General features: G+C 57.0%; 21 protein-coding genes and 1 pseudogene. 12 read left to right on the top strand and 10 right to left on the bottom strand.

Translation table 11 applies throughout. The features are described 5' to 3' along the window. Positions 1-72 precede the first annotated feature (72 nt). The 3 genes from ACQKP4_RS10940 to ACQKP4_RS10930 form a co-directional block, all read right to left on the bottom strand. Positions 73-603, bottom strand: coding sequence for a hypothetical protein (locus ACQKP4_RS10940; protein WP_427632979.1), 531 nt, complete (start codon positions 601-603; stop codon positions 73-75). Between the two features lie 75 nt (positions 604-678). Further along, positions 679-1,197, bottom strand: a complete 519-nt coding sequence (locus ACQKP4_RS10935; RefSeq protein WP_427632977.1) for an ankyrin repeat domain-containing protein — start codon at positions 1,195-1,197, stop codon at positions 679-681. 96 nt (positions 1,198-1,293) lie between these two features. Next, positions 1,294-3,120: a long-chain-acyl-CoA synthetase gene (locus ACQKP4_RS10930; RefSeq protein ID WP_427632975.1), complete on the bottom strand. Its 1,827-nt coding sequence runs from the start codon at positions 3,118-3,120 to the stop codon at positions 1,294-1,296. 343 nt (positions 3,121-3,463) lie between these two features. Between ACQKP4_RS10930 and ACQKP4_RS10925 the strand changes: the two genes are divergently transcribed. Then, complete coding sequence (locus tag ACQKP4_RS10925; protein WP_010456630.1) at positions 3,464-3,742, top strand: DUF3509 domain-containing protein; 279 nt, start codon at positions 3,464-3,466, stop codon at positions 3,740-3,742. A gap of 129 nt (positions 3,743-3,871) precedes the next feature. Here ACQKP4_RS10925 and mtnC read toward each other — a convergent pair whose 3' ends face one another. The 5 genes from mtnC to aroC form a co-directional block, all read right to left on the bottom strand. Then, complete coding sequence (mtnC, locus tag ACQKP4_RS10920; RefSeq protein ID WP_427632973.1) at positions 3,872-4,555, bottom strand: acireductone synthase; 684 nt, start codon at positions 4,553-4,555, stop codon at positions 3,872-3,874. A 4-nt stretch (positions 4,556-4,559) separates the two neighbouring features. Beyond that, positions 4,560-5,105 carry a 1,2-dihydroxy-3-keto-5-methylthiopentene dioxygenase gene (locus ACQKP4_RS10915; protein ID WP_427632971.1) on the bottom strand — a complete coding sequence of 182 codons (546 nt, stop codon included), beginning with the start codon at positions 5,103-5,105 and terminating at the stop codon, positions 4,560-4,562. Positions 5,106-5,198: 93 nt separating this feature from the next. Continuing rightward, positions 5,199-5,825, bottom strand: a complete 627-nt coding sequence (locus ACQKP4_RS10910) for a methylthioribulose 1-phosphate dehydratase (protein WP_427632970.1) — start codon at positions 5,823-5,825, stop codon at positions 5,199-5,201. Further along, the gene (locus tag ACQKP4_RS10905) at positions 5,822-6,967 is read right to left on the bottom strand and encodes an MFS transporter (protein ID WP_427632968.1); all 1,146 of its coding nucleotides are present in this window, start codon (positions 6,965-6,967) and stop codon (positions 5,822-5,824) included. The genes ACQKP4_RS10910 and ACQKP4_RS10905 overlap by 4 nt, the downstream gene beginning before the upstream one ends. Positions 6,968-7,001: 34 nt before the next feature. Next, positions 7,002-8,093 (bottom strand): chorismate synthase, encoded by a 1,092-nt coding sequence (gene aroC, locus ACQKP4_RS10900; protein WP_064118641.1) that lies wholly within the window; start codon positions 8,091-8,093, stop codon positions 7,002-7,004. Between the two features lie 129 nt (positions 8,094-8,222). Here aroC and ACQKP4_RS10895 point away from each other — a divergent pair, with 129 nt between their 5' ends. Together ACQKP4_RS10895 and ACQKP4_RS10890 are read left to right on the top strand one after the other, a co-directional pair. Further along, a complete protein-coding gene (locus tag ACQKP4_RS10895; RefSeq protein WP_427633002.1) occupies positions 8,223-9,176 on the top strand; it encodes an alpha/beta hydrolase in 954 nt (317 codons plus the stop codon). A 99-nt stretch (positions 9,177-9,275) separates the two neighbouring features. After that, positions 9,276-10,067 (top strand): hypothetical protein, encoded by a 792-nt coding sequence (locus tag ACQKP4_RS10890; RefSeq protein ID WP_427632966.1) that lies wholly within the window; start codon positions 9,276-9,278, stop codon positions 10,065-10,067. A gap of 125 nt (positions 10,068-10,192) precedes the next feature. Here ACQKP4_RS10890 and prmB read toward each other — a convergent pair whose 3' ends face one another. Next, entirely contained in the window at positions 10,193-11,101 is a 909-nt protein-coding gene (gene prmB / locus ACQKP4_RS10885; RefSeq protein WP_427632964.1) for a 50S ribosomal protein L3 N(5)-glutamine methyltransferase, read from the bottom strand. Positions 11,102-11,338: 237 nt separating this feature from the next. Here prmB and ACQKP4_RS10880 point away from each other — a divergent pair, with 237 nt between their 5' ends. The 7 genes from ACQKP4_RS10880 to ACQKP4_RS10850 all read left to right on the top strand — a co-directional run bounded on the left by ACQKP4_RS10880 (position 11,339) and on the right by ACQKP4_RS10850 (position 16,691). After that, positions 11,339-11,929: a cysteine hydrolase family protein gene (locus ACQKP4_RS10880; protein ID WP_427632962.1), complete on the top strand. Its 591-nt coding sequence runs from the start codon at positions 11,339-11,341 to the stop codon at positions 11,927-11,929. 131 nt (positions 11,930-12,060) lie between these two features. Next, the gene (locus tag ACQKP4_RS10875) at positions 12,061-12,381 is read left to right on the top strand and encodes a hypothetical protein (protein ID WP_427632960.1); all 321 of its coding nucleotides are present in this window, start codon (positions 12,061-12,063) and stop codon (positions 12,379-12,381) included. Positions 12,382-12,466: 85 nt separating this feature from the next. Beyond that, the gene (locus tag ACQKP4_RS10870) at positions 12,467-13,024 is read left to right on the top strand and encodes a Smr/MutS family protein (RefSeq protein WP_427632958.1); all 558 of its coding nucleotides are present in this window, start codon (positions 12,467-12,469) and stop codon (positions 13,022-13,024) included. Positions 13,025-13,253: 229 nt separating this feature from the next. Further along, positions 13,254-13,619 carry a hypothetical protein gene (locus ACQKP4_RS10865; RefSeq protein WP_427632956.1) on the top strand — a complete coding sequence of 122 codons (366 nt, stop codon included), beginning with the start codon at positions 13,254-13,256 and terminating at the stop codon, positions 13,617-13,619. A gap of 3 nt (positions 13,620-13,622) precedes the next feature. Beyond that, positions 13,623-14,312: a glycosyltransferase family 2 protein gene (locus ACQKP4_RS10860; protein WP_427632954.1), complete on the top strand. Its 690-nt coding sequence runs from the start codon at positions 13,623-13,625 to the stop codon at positions 14,310-14,312. Further along, positions 14,309-14,638 (top strand): DUF2304 family protein, encoded by a 330-nt coding sequence (locus ACQKP4_RS10855; protein WP_427632952.1) that lies wholly within the window; start codon positions 14,309-14,311, stop codon positions 14,636-14,638. The genes ACQKP4_RS10860 and ACQKP4_RS10855 overlap by 4 nt, the downstream gene beginning before the upstream one ends. Before the next feature lie 13 nt (positions 14,639-14,651). Further along, a complete protein-coding gene (locus ACQKP4_RS10850) occupies positions 14,652-16,691 on the top strand; it encodes a hypothetical protein (RefSeq protein ID WP_427632950.1) in 2,040 nt (679 codons plus the stop codon). A gap of 237 nt (positions 16,692-16,928) precedes the next feature. On the opposite strand, the pseudogene ACQKP4_RS10845 reads toward ACQKP4_RS10850, so the two are convergent. After that, positions 16,929-17,325 (bottom strand): annotated as a pseudogene (locus ACQKP4_RS10845) (glycoside hydrolase family 19 protein); the annotation flags it as partial. Positions 17,326-17,520: 195 nt separating this feature from the next. Here ACQKP4_RS10845 and ACQKP4_RS10840 point away from each other — a divergent pair. After that, positions 17,521-17,961 carry a hypothetical protein gene (locus ACQKP4_RS10840; RefSeq protein WP_427632949.1) on the top strand — a complete coding sequence of 147 codons (441 nt, stop codon included), beginning with the start codon at positions 17,521-17,523 and terminating at the stop codon, positions 17,959-17,961. Between the two features lie 27 nt (positions 17,962-17,988). Continuing rightward, the gene (locus ACQKP4_RS10835) at positions 17,989-18,279 is read left to right on the top strand and encodes a hypothetical protein (RefSeq protein WP_427632947.1); all 291 of its coding nucleotides are present in this window, start codon (positions 17,989-17,991) and stop codon (positions 18,277-18,279) included. Positions 18,280-18,281: the final 2 nt, after the last annotated feature.

The following is an 18,281-nucleotide window of genomic DNA, read 5'->3' as shown; positions in this document are numbered from 1 at the left end:
CCTAAGAATGGTGGTCACCCTTAGGATAGCCGGGCATTGCGAGGGTTCCGTTTTATTAGCGCTTCAGCGTCTTCAAACGTGAATCGCGATCTTGAGGGCTTCCAGCGAAGGCGCGGCAGCGATGCCGACTTCGGCGCACAGTTCGAGCACACGCGGCACGTCGTTGCCGTAGACCAGCACCACTTGCAGTTCGTCGTCGAGCAACTGGCTGAAGTTCATCAGCGTATAACCGCCGTTTTCCTTATTCATGCTGCCCATCTGCACCTGAATGCGGTTGAGCGCGGTCAGGGCTTCGGTTTTCGCCAGTTGCTTGGGTTTGATATTGAAATCGACGCCCGGCCCGAACGAGGCAACGATCTGCGCGAACAGGTCGACGTAGGTGTCAGCCTGGAACAGCACGGTCTCCGGCAAACTGCCGACGACGACCCATTCGCCCAGCGAAATCGGGAAGGTGTCGTCAAAGTTGATGTCCGGATTGGCGCTCAGAAAGGCTTCAGGATCGGCGTAGGCCTGGGCCGCTTCGTCTGCGACTTTCAGGATTTCGTCGTCGCTCATGCACCCGGAGCTGATTTTGCTGATGAGTTCGACGAGTGCGGCTTTCATGAGATGGATCCTGTAGCGAGTGAAATTTGAGGGCGCGAAGAATAGCGCATTCCGCCCCCCAATTCCCGCAGCGGGTCAGCCGAGCAGTTTTTCGAACTGCGCGATGGTATCGGTGGCGCCCATTGTCCGGGCCGCGTCCAGCGCGGTCACGCCATTGGCGTCCTTGGCTTTCGGGTCGGCGCCTTTGCTGATCAGGTAATTGACGATTTCAACGCGGTTGAACATCGCCGCCATCATCAACGCCGTACGGCCGTCAAACGACGAACCCTCCACCTGCGCGCCGCCCTCGACCAGCGCCGTCACCACCGCCAGGTCACCCTTGAACGCCGCGCCGGCAATCGGGCTCTGGCCGTTGTCGTTGCGGATTTCCGGATCGGCCTTGTGTTCCAGCAGGACTTTTACCGTGTCGACATGCCCGTGGTAAGCGGCGAGCATCAGCAAGGTGTCGCCCTTGTGATTGCGCAGGTTCGGCGGCAGGCCTTTGCTCAGCAACGCCGCCATCATGGCCGCGTCGCCCTCGCGCGCCTTGTTGAATACCTGCTCGGCAAACTCGGCGGCTTCTTCGGGGGTCATCTGGCGGCTTTGGTCGGACATCGGGGGCTCCACGTTCAGTTATTCGCAAAGCCGACAGTTTCCCGAGCGGCCCCGTGACTGTCACTTCTTTTTTCTCACGCGGGGCCATAGCCACATTCAATAGCGGTATTTGCCGCCATGGATATCCGCCAACACTTGCTCGGTGACCTGCACGTAAGTCTGAGTGCCGGGCAGCCAGGCGTAGATCGGGTCTTCGCCGGTCTTGCCGGGGTCGAACGCTTCGTCCTTGAGCCGTGTCTTCTGGTATTTGAAGGTCCCGGTGGTCTCCATTTTCACTTTCACCCGCAGGAACAGCGGCACCGCATACGCCGGCAGTTGCTGACGGATGAACGCCAGCAACTCGCTGAAATCGAGGGTCGCCAACGATTCGGCCGGGGTAATCGCGGCCATGCCGGCACGGCCGTTGGTGTTCTGAATCTCCACGCCGTAGGCCACGGCCTCGGAAATGGTCGGGTGTTGCAGCAGGATATTTTCGACCTCGGTGGTCGAGACGTTTTCGCCCTTCCAACGGTAGGTATCGCCCAAGCGGTCGACAAATTGCGCATGGCCAAAACCGATATTGCGCAGCAGATCACCGGTGTTGAAGTAGCGGTCGCCCTTGACGAACACATTCTCGAGCACGACCTTGGCGGTTTTTTGCGGATCGGTGTAACCGTCCAGCGGGGCCTTGTCGTCGATTCTCGCCAGCAACAACCCCTGCTCGCCCTTGGCGACTTTGCGCATGAAGCCTTTGGCGCCGCGAATCGGCTGGCCGCTGTCGTGGTCGTACGCCACCAGCTCCCACGTCATCAGCGAGAAACCGATGGTGTTGTCGAAATTGAGGATGTTGGTGAAGCCGATGTTGCCGTCGCTGGCCGCATACAGTTCGCAGATGTGCGAGACGGCGAAACGGGTTTTGAACGCGTTCCACGCACCGGGGCGCAAACCGTTGCCGATCATTTTCTTCACGCGGTGCTGGCGGTCCTCGGCGCCGGGCGGCTGATCCACCAGGTAGCGACAGAGTTCGCCGACGTAACCGAGGGTGGTCGCGCGGTATTTGCGCACGTCATTCCAGAACTGACTGGCGCTGAATTTTCGGCGGATCGCGAACCCCGACGCCCCAGTGATTGCCGAACCCCAACACACGCACAGACCGGTGGCGTGGTACAGCGGCAAGGTGCAATAGACGATGTCGTGCGGCTGCATGTCGAGCGCGATCATGCCGAAACTGGCCGAACTGCGCATCCAACGCCCGTGTTTGAACACGCCGGCCTTGGGCAACCCGGTGGTGCCCGAGGTGTAGATATAGAAGCAGGGGTCGTCGAAAAAAACCTGCTGACTGCTGAGGGGGTTTTCGTCGCTGGCGTCGGCACTGGCGGTCATCAGGTTGCTGAAGCCCTCCGGCGCAATGCCAGGCTGAACGGAGGTGTCCTGGTCGGCAACGAACCAGATGCGCCTGGGGTCAATCGACACGCGCTCGCGCACCGCCAAAAACGCCGGGACCAGCTCTTCGCCGACGACAACTGCCGCCGGCGCCACCAGGTTCAGGCTGTGCGCCAGGGTATCGCGGGTTTGCGAGGTATTGAGCAAGGCGCTGACCGCGCCGACCTTGGCCACTGCCAGGATCGTCACCAGCAGTTCCGGGCGATTGTCGATGAACACCGCCACCACATCGCCCTTGCCGATGCCTTGGGCCAGCAAATGATGCGCGATGCGATTGGCCCACTGATTGACTTGCGTGTAGGTCAACGAAACGTCGCCCTGCAATAACGCCGGGCCGTCAGGATTGCGCAGCGTGGCTCGTTCGAAGCTCCAGCCGAGGCCACACGGTTGGGCCGGATCCTTGACGTTGGCGACCTTCAAGCCCCTCACCACGCGGGGAATGACTTTGGCAATAGAGGGCAGTTTGCGCAGCATCATGCCCCAGGTAATCGTGTCGCTCATGCTTGCTCCCGTTCGATCTTCTTATAGTCGGGCGGCGTTCCTTCAGCCCGAAAATACGTCAGGGGTTCTTGAGCTGTACACGCGGTTTTTGAAATGTTTTGTATCCGCGGCCGACACAGTCAACGCGAGAACATCGACCTGTCGATTTGGTTCCATTGAATCGTGCAAGATCTCGCAAAATGCAGGATGCACGATGGCCATTCATGCAGATTGCACGAAAGTGAAAAATGGCAATTTTTTTAACTCGTTGATTTTTAAGGTATTTATTTTTATCAAATGCTGGCACAAAGGCTGCAACTACCTCTCCATGCTTGCCTATTTAGTGCTAACGGAGCGGAAAGACATGAGCCTGATCCAAGAAAAATTTACCTCGCTGTTCTCCAACTTCGAAGTGAACACTCAGCCACGCCCTGACGGCGGCATCCTGCTGACACTGCGTAGCACCGAAGGCAAAGTCTTCAAACGTTCGATTTCCTACCAGCAGTTGCACGCTGGCGATCAACTGTCATGGGTGATCAGCGCGATTCGCCGCGACCTGGCGGAACAGGCCAGCGAACTGCCGCAGATTTCCATGCTGCAAAGTCAGCAACGGTTTGCTCTGCCGACCTATCACTCGGCGTAAAACAAGCAGCACAAAACACGACTGTGGGAGCGGGCTTGCTCGCGAAAACGGTTTGTCAGCCGACATTTATGGTGGCTGATACACCGCATTCGCGAGCAAGCTCGCTCTCACAGGTTATGTGTCGGTAACTTAGAACGTCGAAGGATCAATCTGCGCAAAGCTGTCGACGGTGATGTGCCCCGCCAGTTCGCCGCCCTCTCGTGCCAGTCCGCAGGTGGCCATTCCGGCAGTGCACGCCGCGTCCAGTTCTTCGACGATGTCGGACAGAAATAAAATCTGCGCGGCGTCCAGGCCAATCGCCTGGGTGATGTGCTGATAGGACTGCGCTTCGCGCTTGGGCCCCGACGTGGTGTCGAAATAACCGTTGAACAACGGCGACAAGTCCCCCGCCTCCGAGCAGCCGAAGATCAGTTTCTGCGCCTGGATCGAGCCCGAGGAATACACAAACAATTTGAAACCGTCCTGATGCCAGCGCTTGAGCGCTTCAACGGCGTCCGGGTAAACGTGACCTTTCAACTGCCCCGCCTGATACCCCTGTTCCCAGACCATCCCTTGCAATGCTTTGAGCGGCGTGGCCTTGCGGTCTTCGGCGATCCAGCCGAGCAAAATATCGATCACTCGGTCAACGTCGGCGCCCGACTCGTTATTGTCGCGGCGCACGGCGGCCAGTTGCTCGGCCACGTCGGCGCGGTCGGCGTGCTGGCGCACGAAGTCCGGCAGGTGTTTGGCGGCGTAGGGGAAGAGCACGTCGAACACAAAACTCACCGCGCTGGTGGTGCCTTCAATGTCGGTGAGAATCGCTTTGATCGGCATCGGTTCAGTCCTCAAGACGCGGGAAACGTTTGGCAATGTCTTCACCGGTGAACTTCGCCACCCAGCCCTCGGGATTGTTGAACAGGCGGATCGCGACGAAATGCGGGTGCTCGCCCATGTCGAACCAGTGCGGCGTACCGGCCGGCACCGAGATCAGGTCGTTCTTCTCGCAGAGCACGGCGTAGACGTAATCGTCGATATGCAGGGTGAACAGCCCACGGCCAGCGACGAAAAATCGTACTTCGTCTTCGCCGTGACGGTGTTCGTCGAGGAACTTGGCGCGCAGTTCGGCTTTCTGCGGGTGATCGCTGTTGAGGCTGACCACGTCGACGGTGACGTAACCGCGCTCGGTCATCAATTTGTCGATCTGTTGCTGATACGCGGCGATCACTTCTTCCTGACTGGCGCCCGGCTGGATTTTCGCCGCCGCTTGCCAGCGGTCGAACCGCACGCCCTGTTCGGCCAGCGTTGAGGCGATGTCTTCGAAATGGGTCAGCACCTTGTTCGGAATGTCAGGGCTGGAGATGTGATAAACGGACAGGCTGCTCATGCTGCAATTCCTCGGTATCGGCCCCACCGTCCAGCTCTTTCAGACCGGTCGGGCGAAGCATTTCATCAGGCAAATGGGCTACTTCCGGAGAAGTCAGCCTTGGCGATTCATGACACTGCGGGTCTTCAACTCGCACTCGAACAAAAATTCGAAGGCCTCGATCTGCCGCAGCGCGTCGCTCATGCGCGCGCCCCAGGTGTAAAGGCCATGGCCGCGAATCAGATAGCCGACGCAATCGGGATGCGCGTCCAGCCAAGGCTGCACCTTGGCGGCGAGGCGCGCAATGTCCTGATCGTTGTCGAAAATCGGCACGCGCACCAAGGATTCGTGGGTCGACACGCCGCAGAAGGCTTTTTGCAGTTCGTAGTCTTCGAACTCGATGAAAGCTTGTGGCGTCAGGCGCGACAGCACCGTGGCGTTCACCGAATGCGTGTGCAGCACTGCACCGATCTCCGGGCGCCAGCGGTAGAGCTGGGTATGCAGCAAGGTTTCGGCGGACGGCTTTTTGCCCGGCTCCAGGCTGTTACCGGACAGGTCCGTGGCCAGCACGTCATCCAGACCCAACTGGCCTTTGTGCTTGCCGGACACGGTCAGCAGCGCTTCGGTCGGCGACAGGCGCGTCGAATAATTGCTGCTGGTGGCCGGCGACCAGCCGCGGCCATACAGAAAACGCCCGGCGTCGATAATTTCCTGGGCGAGGTGTTCACGGGTAAGGCTCATGGCCTGTCCTCTTGCAGTCGTGTGGCAATGATAACGGCAGCCGCCAGGGCTGCGAGGCTGGCAATACTAAAGGTCAACGGGGCGCCAAGGGCATTCCAGCTGTAACCGGCGTACAACGCGCCCAATGCGCCGCCGGTGCCGGCCAGCGCGGCATAGAGCGCCTGGCCCTGCCCTTGCTGGCGCGCGCCGAAGCTACGTTGCACGAACTGGATGGCCGCCGCGTGAAAGCTGCCGAACGTCGCCGCGTGCAGTATCTGGACAAACAGCAACACCGAGAGAAACTCGGCAAACGAACCGAGCAACACCCAGCGCAGCGCCGCCAGCAGGAAACTCGCCAGCAGCACCCGGCGCACCGAGAACCGCGCGAGAATCCGGCTCATGGCCAGGAACATCAGGACTTCGGCGACCACGCCGACCGCCCAGAGCATCCCGATCACGCCACGGCTGTAACCGAGCCGCTCCAGGTGCAAGGTCAAAAAGGTGTAATACGGCCCATGGCTCATCTGCATCAGCGCTACACAGCCATAAAACGCCAGCACGCCGGGGTTGCGCAATTGTTTGAGAAAACCGTCGCCCGCCTCGCGCTGGCCCTGGGCTGGTTGAGCGTTAGGCACCCACAGGCTACTGACGACAATTCCGGCCATGATCAGCACCAGCGCCACCGGATAGATGTCCAGGCTGAGCCACTCGAACAATCGGCCGAGCGCGACCACGGTGATGATGAAACCGATGGAGCCCCACAAACGAATCTGGCTGTAGCGCTGCGTCTGCCCCTTCAGATGCGCGAGGGTAATGACTTCGAACTGCGGCAACACCGCGTGCCAGAAGAATGCGTGGAGCGCCATGACCATCGCCAGCCAGGCGTAGGTCTTGCTGACGAAGATCAGCGAAAACGTCAGCAACGTGCACACCGCGCCAAAGCGCACGATGGCCAGACGGCGTCCGGTGTAATCGCCGAGCCAGCCCCAGATGTTCGGCGCCACGCAGCGCATCAGCATCGGAATGGCTACCAGCTCGCCGATGCGCGCGCTGGAAAACCCCAGGTGATCGAAGTACAGCGCCAGGAATGGCGCTGTCGAACCAAGCAAGGCGAAATAGAACAGATAAAAACTGGAGAGCCGCCAGTACGGGAGCGCCGCCAACGTCGTCAGACCCCGGCGGCCATGAGGTCAGCCATTAAAGCTGACCCAGCACCGGAGTGCTCACGCGCACATCGGCGTTTTGCCCACGGTGACGCAGCAGGTGATCCATCAGCACGATGGCCATCATCGCTTCGGCAATCGGCGTGGCGCGGATGCCGACGCACGGGTCGTGACGACCCTTGGTGATGACGTCCACCGGGTTGCCGTGGATGTCGATGGAACGGCCCGGCGTGGTGATGCTCGACGTCGGCTTCAACGCCAGATGCGCGACGATGGGCTGACCGGACGAGATGCCGCCCAAAATGCCGCCGGCGTTGTTGCTGAGGAATCCTTGCGGGGTCATTTCATCGCGGTGCTCGGTGCCACGCTGGGCGACGCTGGCAAAACCGGCGCCGATTTCCACGCCTTTGACCGCGTTGATGCTCATCAGCGCATGGGCCAGTTCCGCGTCGAGGCGGTCGAAGATCGGCTCTCCAAGGCCCGGCATCACCCCTTCGGCGACGACGGTGATTTTCGCGCCGACCGAATCCTGATCGCGACGCAACTGGTCCATATAGGCCTCCAGCTCCGGCACCTTGTCCGGGTCAGGGCTGAAGAAAGCGTTCTCCTCCACCGAGTCCCAGGTTTTGAACGGGATTTCAATCGGGCCGAGCTGGCTCATGTAGCCGCGAATGACGATGCCTTGGGTCGCCAGGTACTTCTTGGCGATGGCGCCGGCCGCTACACGCATTGCGGTTTCACGCGCCGAGCTGCGACCGCCGCCGCGGTAATCGCGCTCGCCGTATTTGTGGTGATAGGTGTAATCGGCGTGGGCCGGGCGGAACAAGTCCTTGATCGCCGAGTAGTCCTTGGACTTCTGGTCGGTGTTGCGGATCAGCAGGCCAATCGAGCAACCGGTGGTGCGACCTTCGAACACGCCGGAGAGGATTTCGACTTCGTCGGCTTCCTGGCGTTGCGTGGTGTGGCGGCTGGTGCCGGGCTTGCGGCGGTCCAGGTCGCGCTGCAAATCTTCCAGAGAAATCTCCAGCCCTGGCGGGCAGCCGTCAACAATGGCGACCAACGCCGGACCATGGCTTTCGCCCGCGGTGGTGACAGTGAACAGCTTGCCGTAGGTATTGCCGGACATGCAGGACGCTCCGTGAAATGAACCTGAATACGTAATGCGCGCCAGTATACGCAGGCTACCCAACTAGTTCATCCTCGAACCTTATGGGTGCCCGCGAGTCCAACCGGCACCTTTGTCGATGATGGCGTGATGATGCTGCGAGTTTTAGCCTTGAGCCTTACCCTGTTTACCGGTTTTGTACAGGCCACCGTCCTGCAACGTCCGATCACGCTGGACACGGGCAGCGGCGAGCTTTTCGGCTCGTTGCTGCTGCCCAAATCCGACACGCCGGTGCCGGTGGTCCTGATCATTTCCGGTTCCGGCCCCACCGATCGCGACGGCAACAACCCCGAAGGCGGACGCAACGACAGCCTCAAACGGCTGGCCTGGGTGCTGGCCAAACACAACATCGCCAGCGTGCGCTATGACAAACGTGGCGTGGCAGCGAGCCTCGCCGCCACACCGGACGAACGCAATCTGTCGATTGAAGCCTATGTAGCCGATGCCGAAGCGTGGGGCAAAAAGCTCAAGGCCGATCCGCGTTTCGGCAAACTGATTTTGCTCGGGCACAGCGAAGGCGCGTTGATTGCCAGCCTCGCCGCACCGAGCGTGCCGGCCGATGCGGTGATTTCCATGTCCGGCAGCGCCCGGCCGATCGATCAAGTGTTGCGCCAACAGTTGAGCAATCGCCTGCCACCCCCGCTGTTGTTGCGCAGCAACGAATTGCTCGACAGCCTCAAGGCCGGCCACACCGATGACAACGTGCCGCCGCCATTGCAGGTGATCTTCCGCCCGAGCGTGCAGCCATACCTGATTTCGCTGTTCCGCCAGGACCCGGCGGCGGCGTTTGCCAAACTGAAAATGCCGGCGCTGATCATCCAGGGCAGCAACGACATCCAGGTCGGCGTCAACGATGCAAGGCAATTGAAGGCCGCCAAACCGGACGCCGAACTGGCGCTGATAGACGGCATGAACCACGTCATGCGCATCGTGCCCAATGACGTCAAACGGCAACTGGCCTCCTACAAAGACCCGAATTTGCCGCTGGCCGCCGAACTTGGCTCGCGCATCCTCGGGTTTATTGACGGACTTCGCGCCCGTTAAGCGCTGTTTACCCTCCAGTCCTGAACAAAACGGCCGATAAGCCTTTGTCGCCAGCGCAACGGCTGGTGACAAGCAGGGCATGGACAGGATCGCGCCGTTATGACTGATACCCAGGCTTCACCCGACACTACCGCTGAAAAAGACGCCCCCGCAGCGTCCGAGTTGCCATGGGCGGACGTCCACGTCGAGCACCACAAGATGCTCCGTCTGGCGCCGCTGCAAACCGATCGCAACACCGGTGGGCGACCGCTGCGTTTTGTCGAATTCGGTTACGCCGAACGCAACGCCAAAGACCGCAGCCTTATGCGCATGAACATCACCCTGCCCGGCCAGCGCGTGCGCAAGGAACAGAATCATCTGGACGTGTGGGTCGATCACACCACCAAAAGTGTGCATTTCGGGCCGGACAGCGGCATTCAGATTGAACCGATGAACCGTGGCATTGGCCGCTTCCTGGCCGCCCAAGGCATCAATTGGGCGAAGAAGCGCTGGTCGGGCTACAGCGTCGACGGCATGGACCTGAACAACAAGGACGCGCTGAACGAAGACACGCGCCTGCGCCGCGACCACTTCCTCAAGTCCCAGGGTTTTGAAGTGGTGTACGCCGACGCGCAGCATCTGAAGGGCAGCGTCAAATCGGCAACGGTCGGCGATCTGCTCGGCGAATGGAACACCGAGAAGCTGCAAGTGGTGGAAATCATCGAAGCCGCGCAGATGCTTCAGCAGGCCGAGCAAAACCTGGCCGAGCAGGAAGTGAGTCTGAAAAAGCACGAGGCAAAGGTCAGCAAGTACAAGCGTGAAGACGCCGGACTGCGCTTTACGATTACTTGTCTGGTGGCGTTTGCGGTGTTTCAGGCGGGGTTGTTGATCTGGATTGCGACACATCGCTAAAGGTCTGAGACCGAGGCGCGGCCATCGCGGGCAAGCCTCGCTCCCACGGGTTCCATGTCGTGCCCAAACCAGGTGGCACGCACAAATCCTGTGGGAGCGAGCTTCCTCGCGATAGCGCTCTAAAGTCAGACGCGAGCAGCGAACAACGCCTGATGATCACGGCACTGCTCGGCGCTCAACATGAACACGCCATGCCCGCCGCGCTCGAAATCGAGCCAGGCGAAGTCGACTTCCGGGTACAGCGCCTCGACGTGAACCTGGCTGTTGCCCACTTCGACGATCAGCAAGCCCTTCTCGGTCAGATGATTCGCCGCCTCGGCGAGCATGCGCCGCACCAGGTTCAAACCATCGTCACCACAGGCCAGGCCCAGTTCGGGCTCGTGCTGGTATTCGTCCGGCATGTCGGCGAAATCTTCCGCATCAACGTAAGGCGGGTTCGACACGATCAGGTCGAAGCGCTGACCGGGCAAACCATCAAAGCCATCGCCCTGAACGGTATAGACCCGCTCATCGACGCCATGACGCTCGATGTTCTGGTTGGCCACTTCCAGCGCTTCGAACGACAGGTCCGCCAGCACCACTTCGGCCTTCTGGAACTCATACGCACAGGCAATACCGATGCAGCCGGAACCGGTGCACAGGTCGAGAATGCGCGCAGGTTCGGCGCCCAGCCATGGCTCGAAACGTTTTTCGATCAACTCGCCAATCGGTGAACGCGGGATCAACACACGATCGTCGACGATGAATGACATGCCACAGAACCATGCCTCGCCCAGCAGGTAAGCGGTCGGAATGCGTTCTTCGATGCGGCGCTTGAGCAAGCGCTGCAGATTGACCAGCTCATCGTCTTCCAGCGCGCAGTCGAGGTAGCTGTCAGCAATTTCCCACGGCAAATGCAAGGCACCCAACACCAGTTGACGGGCTTCGTCCCAGGCGTTGTCGCTGCCATGGCCGAAAAACAGATCCTCCCCATGGAAGCGGCTGACGGCCCAACGAATATGGTCACGCAGGGTACGAAGTCGGGAAGTGATCACGGGGGCAGCTCCAAATAAACGACTGGCGATTCTACCAGCCAAAACGCGCCACGACGACGAAGGAAAAACACCGGCTCAGATGTAGGATTTTTCTATTTTTTGGGCTGGCTATTGAACAAAACGGCGCTATTGACAAGGCTGCGAGCCAGTAACGGCGGTGCCTACGATGGTAGCGATTCACAGAAGCGCTCAGCCAGAGGAGAATGTCGCAAAAGCCCCACTCCAAGGAGCCCCAGAATGTCCGTTCCAAAAACGATGTTTCAACTCAGCGGCCGCGGTTACGCAGCAGCCAATCTGGGTCATGCGACCCTTGTCATCATCGATGCCCAAAAAGAATACCTCAGTGGCCCGCTGGCCCTGAGCGGCATGGATGCTGCCGTCGCGAACATCAAGCAACTGGTCGGCGCCGCCCGTGCGGCTGGCCGGCCGATTGTGCACGTGCGCCACCTCGGCACTGTCGGCGGCCTGTTTGACCCACAGGGCGAACGCGGGGAATTCATTCCGGGCCTTGAGCCACAGGGCGACGAAACCATCATCGGCAAACTGTTGCCGAGCGCCTTTCATGGCACCGAACTGTACGACCGTTTGCAGAATCTCGGCTCGCTGGACTTGATTGTCTGCGGTTTCATGAGCCACTCCAGCGTCAGCACCACGGTGCGCGCGGCGAAGAACCTGGGATTCCGTTGCACGCTGGTGGAAGACGCCTGCGCCACGCGCGACCTGCCCTACAAAGGCGCGGTGTTGAGTGCCGAGCACGTTCAGCAGACCGAAATGGCGATCATGGCGGACAACTTCGCCACCCTCGCGCTGACCCACGATCTGATCTGATCGACCTTCGATGAGCGGTCAACACCGCCGCTCATCCGCAAAAGCCTCTCATTTGCTGCAATTGTCTTAGCCTCAGGAACATCCCGGTCAACTCCCGGTCGAAGGGCCGATACCCATTGAGGAAGGTCGGAATGAAGTTATCCGATGGTTTTGACGCACGCCGCCTGCGGCCCAAAGGCCAAAGCAACTGGCGATTTCGATTCGGCGCAGCGTTTGCTGCCTTGCTGGCCACCTGCGGTGTGTTGCTGGCGATGGCCGGCGCCGCAAGCCTGCTGGGCCGCCCGCCCGCCCTCGGCGAATTGAACGCCAGCCCCTTGGGCTCGGCGATAATTTTGGTGGTTGGCCTGTTCGTGCTGTACATCGGCGTGTGGTTGTGGCGCCGCTGCCGTCGCCGCTCGCGCCAATCGCGAGAACTGAACATGTCCCCGCACCTGATGAAAAAACACGACTGAATCGGGGCCCGCCTGTTTGACGGGCCCAATAGTTATGGATAGCGCCTGGACTTGGGTAAACTGGCCGACCTTCGCGGAGGCTGACATGCAAGACGACGATTTTTCCCTGTTCAAGAGTGCGATCCAAGGCGTCAAGCCGATCAAGCACGATCGCGCCGAAACCGGCAAACCCAAGGCCGACCGCGCGCAAATCGCCAAACTGCGCCAAGCCGCTACCGTGCGCACCAATGCCACCACTGTCGACGGCCTGTCCGACCAGTTTGTAATTGACGTCGGCCCTGAAGACGAATTGATGTGGGCGCGTGACGGCGTGCAGGAAAGCCAGATGCGCAAGCTCAAAGTCGGCCAGATCCCCTTCGAAGGCAGCCTCGACCTGCATGGCATGAGCGTGGAAAAGGCCCGGGAAACCCTTTGGGCATTTCTTGCTGAAGCGACCAAATTCGAAATCCGCTGCGTGCGCGTCACCCATGGCAAAGCCGTGCGTCTGGACGGCAAGCGACCGATGATCAAAAGTCACGTCAACACCTGGCTGCGCCAGCATTCCCAGGTGCTCGGGTTCACCTCTTGCCAGGCGAAACATGGCGGCGCCGGAGCGGTGTATGTGATGCTCAAACGAACCATGATGGAAGGTCGCGACGAGTAAAGCTGTCGCTTCAAGCTTGCAGCGCCGTGTTTGCCACCGTACCCTTGCCCTTTGCGAAAATCCCCACAGGTAGTTTCATGTCCCTGGAACAGAATTACACCGCGATTCTAAAGGGGTAAGGCAAAGTAACAATAGTCAATGAAATCGGGCACTTGCTTACTTAGGCGTACCCGGTTTTAACCTCCTATGAATTTATTCGACGGCGTGATCCAGAAAAAATGGAGTCTGCATGAAGGTTGGGCATATTTTTCTACTTCTTCTATTTGCGGTAGGTATGGGGTTCGGTCAACTGCTACTCAAGTATTCAGCTCTGCGCCAAGTCCCTGCCCCTGAGCAGGGCCTGGCCCCCCGATTACTGACAATGGTTTTTGATTGGCCATTCATGCTAGGTGCCGGATGGTATGCACTTATGCTGGTTTACTGGGTCTGGCTGCTGACTTTCCTGCCATTATCAAAAGCTTATCCTTTTACACTTGTAAGCTTGGCAGTGGCAGCTGTTGGCAGCTCTATTTTTTTTCAGGAGCAACTCTCTGCTCGTTTTGGACTGGGTCTTCTGGTAATTGCTTGTGGACTCCTGTTAGTCGCGGCGGATTAAATCATGCAAAATATTAAAAGAAATGACCTTTGGGTAGTTATTGCCGCCTTTGAAGAAGGAACCGTAATAGCAGAGACCGTTTCAACTTTAATGAGGTTCGTAAGCAATATTGTGGTTGTGGATGACTGCTCTCGCGATCGTACTTCCACAATAGCTCTATCCGCTGGCGCGCACGTTTTATCCCACCCGATCAACCTAGGCCAAGGTGCTGCACTGCAAACTGGAATTACTTACGCGTTACAACAAGGCGCCGAACATATTGTTACTTTTGATGCCGACGGCCAGCATGACGCGAGAGAGATCGGGCCTATGCTTGATGCGCTGATAGAAAGTAAAGCCGATCTGGTTTTAGGAAGTAGATTCCTAGGAAAAACAAAAAACATCTCGAAAAGTCGCAGATTACTTCTCAGCGCGGCACTATTTTACACTCGAATAACAGCGCGCATAAAAATTACAGATGTCCATAATGGCTTCCGTATTCTTACCCGCAAATTTTGCGAGTCGTTTGAATTTCAACAAAATCGTATGGCTCACGCCTCAGAAATTCTGGACTATATTGCCGCACATCGAACACCGTTCATCGAATTCCCGGTAACCATATCCTACACTGAATACTCAATGCGTAAGGGTCAAAAGAGCATCAACGCAATTCGCATATTAATGGAGCTGTTAATGGGGAGGATATCTAAGTGATCTTTAATATATTTCTTGCGGCCGTGTTTTTATTTATGGCCGTATACATCTTTGTATTCATCAAGCACCCTTTCATTCGCGCTTTTCTATGCAGCGCATACTTAGCAGCAATTTATTTTGTATGGGACCCCGAGATAACTACAACTATCGCGCACTACTTTGGAATCGGGCGAGGCCTTGATTTTTTCTTAATCCTGCTGTCTGTAACTATCGTCAATGCCTTAGTGCTAGTTCTTCGTCACCTTCACGTACAACAGCGACAGCTGACGAATCTCGCTAGAAAATTTGCGCTACACAACGTAAAAGTACGGACACATCAAGAATAGTAAGCGAATTTCTATGACACTTCTTGTCAGTTTTTTTCGACGAATGGCTCTTGGCTATTGGTTGGCAGCAGCACTAACCACGTTTTTCATCGTTATGTCTCTCGATCTCGGCCAAGAGCATACGGTGTATCGTATGACAGTCACCCCAGTCGGGGAAGGTGACGTGCGATTGGTATTTTTCGGAAAAAGTTACGAGCAGTACCTCACCGAAAGAAAAATCGATATACCGGATACCGGTTGGAAAGTTACTGTTTTGACTGATGCAACAATCCTACAATCTGAGAAAGATACAGGACCGGTTACTATCACTACTGAAGAGGAGCCTGTTCGTCTATGGCTCCTCCGCCATCCGCAAGGCGGTACAGCCGCCATAAGCAATGAAGCCGGTGAGACCAAAAAGGTATCACTATATGGAGCTACTGAATCATTTTGGCCATTAGTAGTTGGAGGCCCAGAGTCGAGTTTACCCTATTCAACTAAGTCACCAATCTATCAACCGTACTGGATCACTGCCTCGATTCTAATATTCTTCCTGCTATCTTTTTTAGCCCTGCGAATCAACGAGACACAAGAACGGGCAAAATCAAATACTTCACGGCCTCGCCGATGGGAAATAGCGGCCGTAGCACTACCTTTAATATTGTCAACAACAATAACGCTCATAGCATTCTTCCCTGGTAACGTGAGTTATGACGGCTCCTTGCAATGGGTACAGGCCATATCACGCGGCGAGTTAACTCCAACAATAGGTTACCCAACCACCTATTTCATGCGCCTGTTCACTTATTTCAGCAATTCTCCACTGACGCTACTCGTGATGCAAAGTATATTTGCAGCCTTAGGTGTTGCTTTGGTTCTGCACGAAATTAGACACAGAAATGTTCCATTTTTATGGATATTCCTCACCACTCTGGCTATATCGGCAACACCGCAATACCCAACATTCTTCACCAGTCTCGGAAAAGATCCTCTGTGCACAGTAGGAATGTTATTTTTTGTTTGGACGCTATTGGTGTTATTTCGGCACCCTGCCAAATCAAAACCTTCTTTCTACACATTATCGGTGTTAATTATCTCAGGCGCATTCGCTGGATTAATGCGATTCAATGCTCTGCCAGTTTTTTTGATGGTCACATTACTCGCACTCGCCGTGCTTTATTTTAGGAGTCGAGACAGACGATTGGCAATAGCGGGGGTACTGTTTATCCTACTTGTTTTCGCCCTGCCAAAAGCTCTCACAACAATGGCGCATCAAGAAAACTATGAGCACAACCAGAATCCGGCCGAGCTAGCTATCGAGGGGCTACCGCTTGGAACCTTCGCCACTGCGTACATTTATCACTTATTCAGCGCCGCGGTAGCCCACGGCACAACAATTCCTGTTGAAGATGCTGCGCTATTTTATTCTATCGCCCCGCGTGAGGCGTGGACTATTTACAATTGCAGCATGACCGACACAACATTTACCGGAGTAAACAACGGTTTACTCCTTAAACCGCTACAGTATGCAGATTACTTAAAAACCAACCAAGTTGAGATGTTCTACTCGGTAGCCCGCTTGATATTCCTTCACCCGGAACTTTTACTCGAGCGTCAGACGTGCATCACCAAGGTAATTTGGCATATCGGGTTTGGTCAAATACCATTTCAGACCACAGCAACGTTAGGGTATGACATCGTTGACAGTCGATTTTCTGCACTAGCGGGCAATAGCACAAGTATTTTCCCTAAGCTCCGCGAGGTGCTCGAAGGATATAAAAAATGGACTGAGGGACAGTACTGGTTCTGGCTTTTCTGGAGACCCGCCCTATTCCTGGGAGTAGGTTTCTTTATTCTTGGAGTTTACGTTACCAAGAGAAAAGACCCTGAAATATTCCTCATCGCTCTAGTTCCACTAATTTCGATATTGCTACTATTGCTAATTATCCCTTTCCCTGCATACCGTTACATTTACCCATCAGTATTTTTATTGACACTTCTTGGAACCTTGGCATTCTCCCGGGCGCCTCAAAAAAACTCAACTCACTTAATGAGCGATAACTCTCTGACATAAGCCTGGCATGCTGCAAATGCAAGCATTCCCCTATCGCCATCGTCGGTGATGGCGACAATTCTTTGGGCATGCGCTGCGTCAAGTCGGGCGCGCGCTCCTCCATGAACCACGCCGACGGCTGCGGTGCCGGCTGGCATTGAGTAGCCACTGGCTGGATCCGTCGCTTCGAGAAGGACTGACAGCCGCAAATCAGAAGTGGCAAGCGAGCCTGATTGGTTTGAGCATCGCTCAGCGCCTGAACCATGCCTCCGACAGACACGCATACTGCGGCTGCTCCAGCAGCTCGGGATGATTGATCAGGTCCAGGCCCAACGCTTCGCCGCACGCAGCGTAGTTGGGTCGCCCGGTTACCTGAATCAGGCCCCGGCACGGTACTTGAGCCTGTCCCCGGCTACCGTGTTGCCTAGGTCTGCCCTGCCCTCGTATTTCTTCTGGGCGGCGGTTGGCCCCAAATCTCACGCAAATAGACCAATTGACCTGACTCATGGCCGATCTGGGCAATAAAGGCGGCGACGCGTTCGGTGCCCACGATCTGATATCGGCCCATGGCCACATTCAAGACAGGTGCAAAAACGCCGGCTTTCGCGCCGGCGTTCGGGAGGACCTGCAGCAGTCGCTGCGCGGTTACAGATATGCTTTTCTCCAGACAAAAGACCGCATGGCGATACTGACCCAATCTCGAAAGCTATAAAATGCCTTCAATGCTCGCTGTGGCTAATCAGCCTGATCAAAGCACGGTGCGATGGACGATCAGCGTTACGCCGAGCTTTTCCCGAATCCACCTACTCCACCTACTCCGCGACGCCGCTGTTCGGCGGCACGCGCAGACATGGATGGACAGCCGGGAAGTCGTCGGGGAACCCGGAAAAACTACCGAATATCCCTCACCCTTTATTGGATGCCGCACCTTGCACTGCTCCCGATCGATCAAATTAGTTCGGCGATGATTCGGAAAATCGTCGGCGAGACGAAGTGGAAATCGTCGAGAGTGAAGCGGTCGGCGATCCAGCGCCTGCACACCATGTTTGAATGCGCGGTGAATGACGAGCCGATCACACGGAACCCCGTGGGCTCGATCGAGCTGTCGGCAAAAGCGACGAAACCAGTGGCCCCGTTCACAGTGGTAGAGGCGGATGTAATCATCGGGCACCTATATAAGGTGCTGACCGGTTCGATGCAGGTTTACGCGGCCTACTTCGAGTTCGCGTTTTACACCGACATGCGGCCAGGGGAGATAGCAGCGCTGCGCTGGGAAGAGGTGAATACCTAGGGGCGTGTCGCCAACGTGTGCAGAATCGTGTCGGACTACAAGATCGAGGAGCGAATGAAAACCCGCGAGACGCGGCGGGTCATGCTGAACATCAGGGCCAGACGGCAATACAACTGCCGGCACACTTACGCTACCATGTGCCTAATGGCAGGCATGAACCTCGGGTTCATTGCGAATCAGCTCGGCCACAGCGTGCAAATGCTGCTGACGACATACGCCCGGTGGATCAACTCCAGTGAAGACTGGAGCGAAGTCGGGAAGCTGGAGCAAAGCCTGATTGGTACAAAATTGGTACAGACAGAAACCGTACCCCTCTAGAA

The organism is Pseudomonas sp. NPDC086278, assembly GCF_050280905.1.
Taxonomy (GTDB): Bacteria; Pseudomonadota; Gammaproteobacteria; order Pseudomonadales; family Pseudomonadaceae; genus Aquipseudomonas.
This window is presented reverse-complemented; position numbering and strand designations above follow the sequence as displayed.

What these genes read in the sequence shown, in the direction of transcription:
- ACQKP4_RS10840 (WP_427632949.1), top strand. Translation starts at nt 17,521, where the DNA reads ATGGATGGACAGCCGGGAAGTCGTCGGGGAACCCGGAAAAACTACCGA.
- ACQKP4_RS10925 (WP_010456630.1), top strand. Translation starts at nt 3,464, where the DNA reads ATGAGCCTGATCCAAGAAAAATTTACCTCGCTGTTCTCCAACTTCGAA.
- ACQKP4_RS10860 (WP_427632954.1), top strand. Translation starts at nt 13,623, where the DNA reads ATGCAAAATATTAAAAGAAATGACCTTTGGGTAGTTATTGCCGCCTTT.
- ACQKP4_RS10940 (WP_427632979.1), bottom strand. Translation starts at nt 603, where the DNA reads ATGAAAGCCGCACTCGTCGAACTCATCAGCAAAATCAGCTCCGGGTGC.
- ACQKP4_RS10875 (WP_427632960.1), top strand. Translation starts at nt 12,061, where the DNA reads ATGAAGTTATCCGATGGTTTTGACGCACGCCGCCTGCGGCCCAAAGGC.
- ACQKP4_RS10930 (WP_427632975.1), bottom strand. Translation starts at nt 3,120, where the DNA reads ATGAGCGACACGATTACCTGGGGCATGATGCTGCGCAAACTGCCCTCT.
- ACQKP4_RS10850 (WP_427632950.1), top strand. Translation starts at nt 14,652, where the DNA reads ATGACACTTCTTGTCAGTTTTTTTCGACGAATGGCTCTTGGCTATTGG.
- ACQKP4_RS10935 (WP_427632977.1), bottom strand. Translation starts at nt 1,197, where the DNA reads ATGTCCGACCAAAGCCGCCAGATGACCCCCGAAGAAGCCGCCGAGTTT.
- ACQKP4_RS10880 (WP_427632962.1), top strand. Translation starts at nt 11,339, where the DNA reads ATGTCCGTTCCAAAAACGATGTTTCAACTCAGCGGCCGCGGTTACGCA.
- ACQKP4_RS10865 (WP_427632956.1), top strand. Translation starts at nt 13,254, where the DNA reads ATGAAGGTTGGGCATATTTTTCTACTTCTTCTATTTGCGGTAGGTATG.
- ACQKP4_RS10915 (WP_427632971.1), bottom strand. Translation starts at nt 5,105, where the DNA reads ATGAGCAGCCTGTCCGTTTATCACATCTCCAGCCCTGACATTCCGAAC.
- mtnC (WP_427632973.1), bottom strand. Translation starts at nt 4,555, where the DNA reads ATGCCGATCAAAGCGATTCTCACCGACATTGAAGGCACCACCAGCGCG.
- aroC (WP_064118641.1), bottom strand. Translation starts at nt 8,093, where the DNA reads ATGTCCGGCAATACCTACGGCAAGCTGTTCACTGTCACCACCGCGGGC.
- ACQKP4_RS10870 (WP_427632958.1), top strand. Translation starts at nt 12,467, where the DNA reads ATGCAAGACGACGATTTTTCCCTGTTCAAGAGTGCGATCCAAGGCGTC.
- ACQKP4_RS10890 (WP_427632966.1), top strand. Translation starts at nt 9,276, where the DNA reads ATGACTGATACCCAGGCTTCACCCGACACTACCGCTGAAAAAGACGCC.
- ACQKP4_RS10895 (WP_427633002.1), top strand. Translation starts at nt 8,223, where the DNA reads ATGATGCTGCGAGTTTTAGCCTTGAGCCTTACCCTGTTTACCGGTTTT.
- ACQKP4_RS10910 (WP_427632970.1), bottom strand. Translation starts at nt 5,825, where the DNA reads ATGAGCCTTACCCGTGAACACCTCGCCCAGGAAATTATCGACGCCGGG.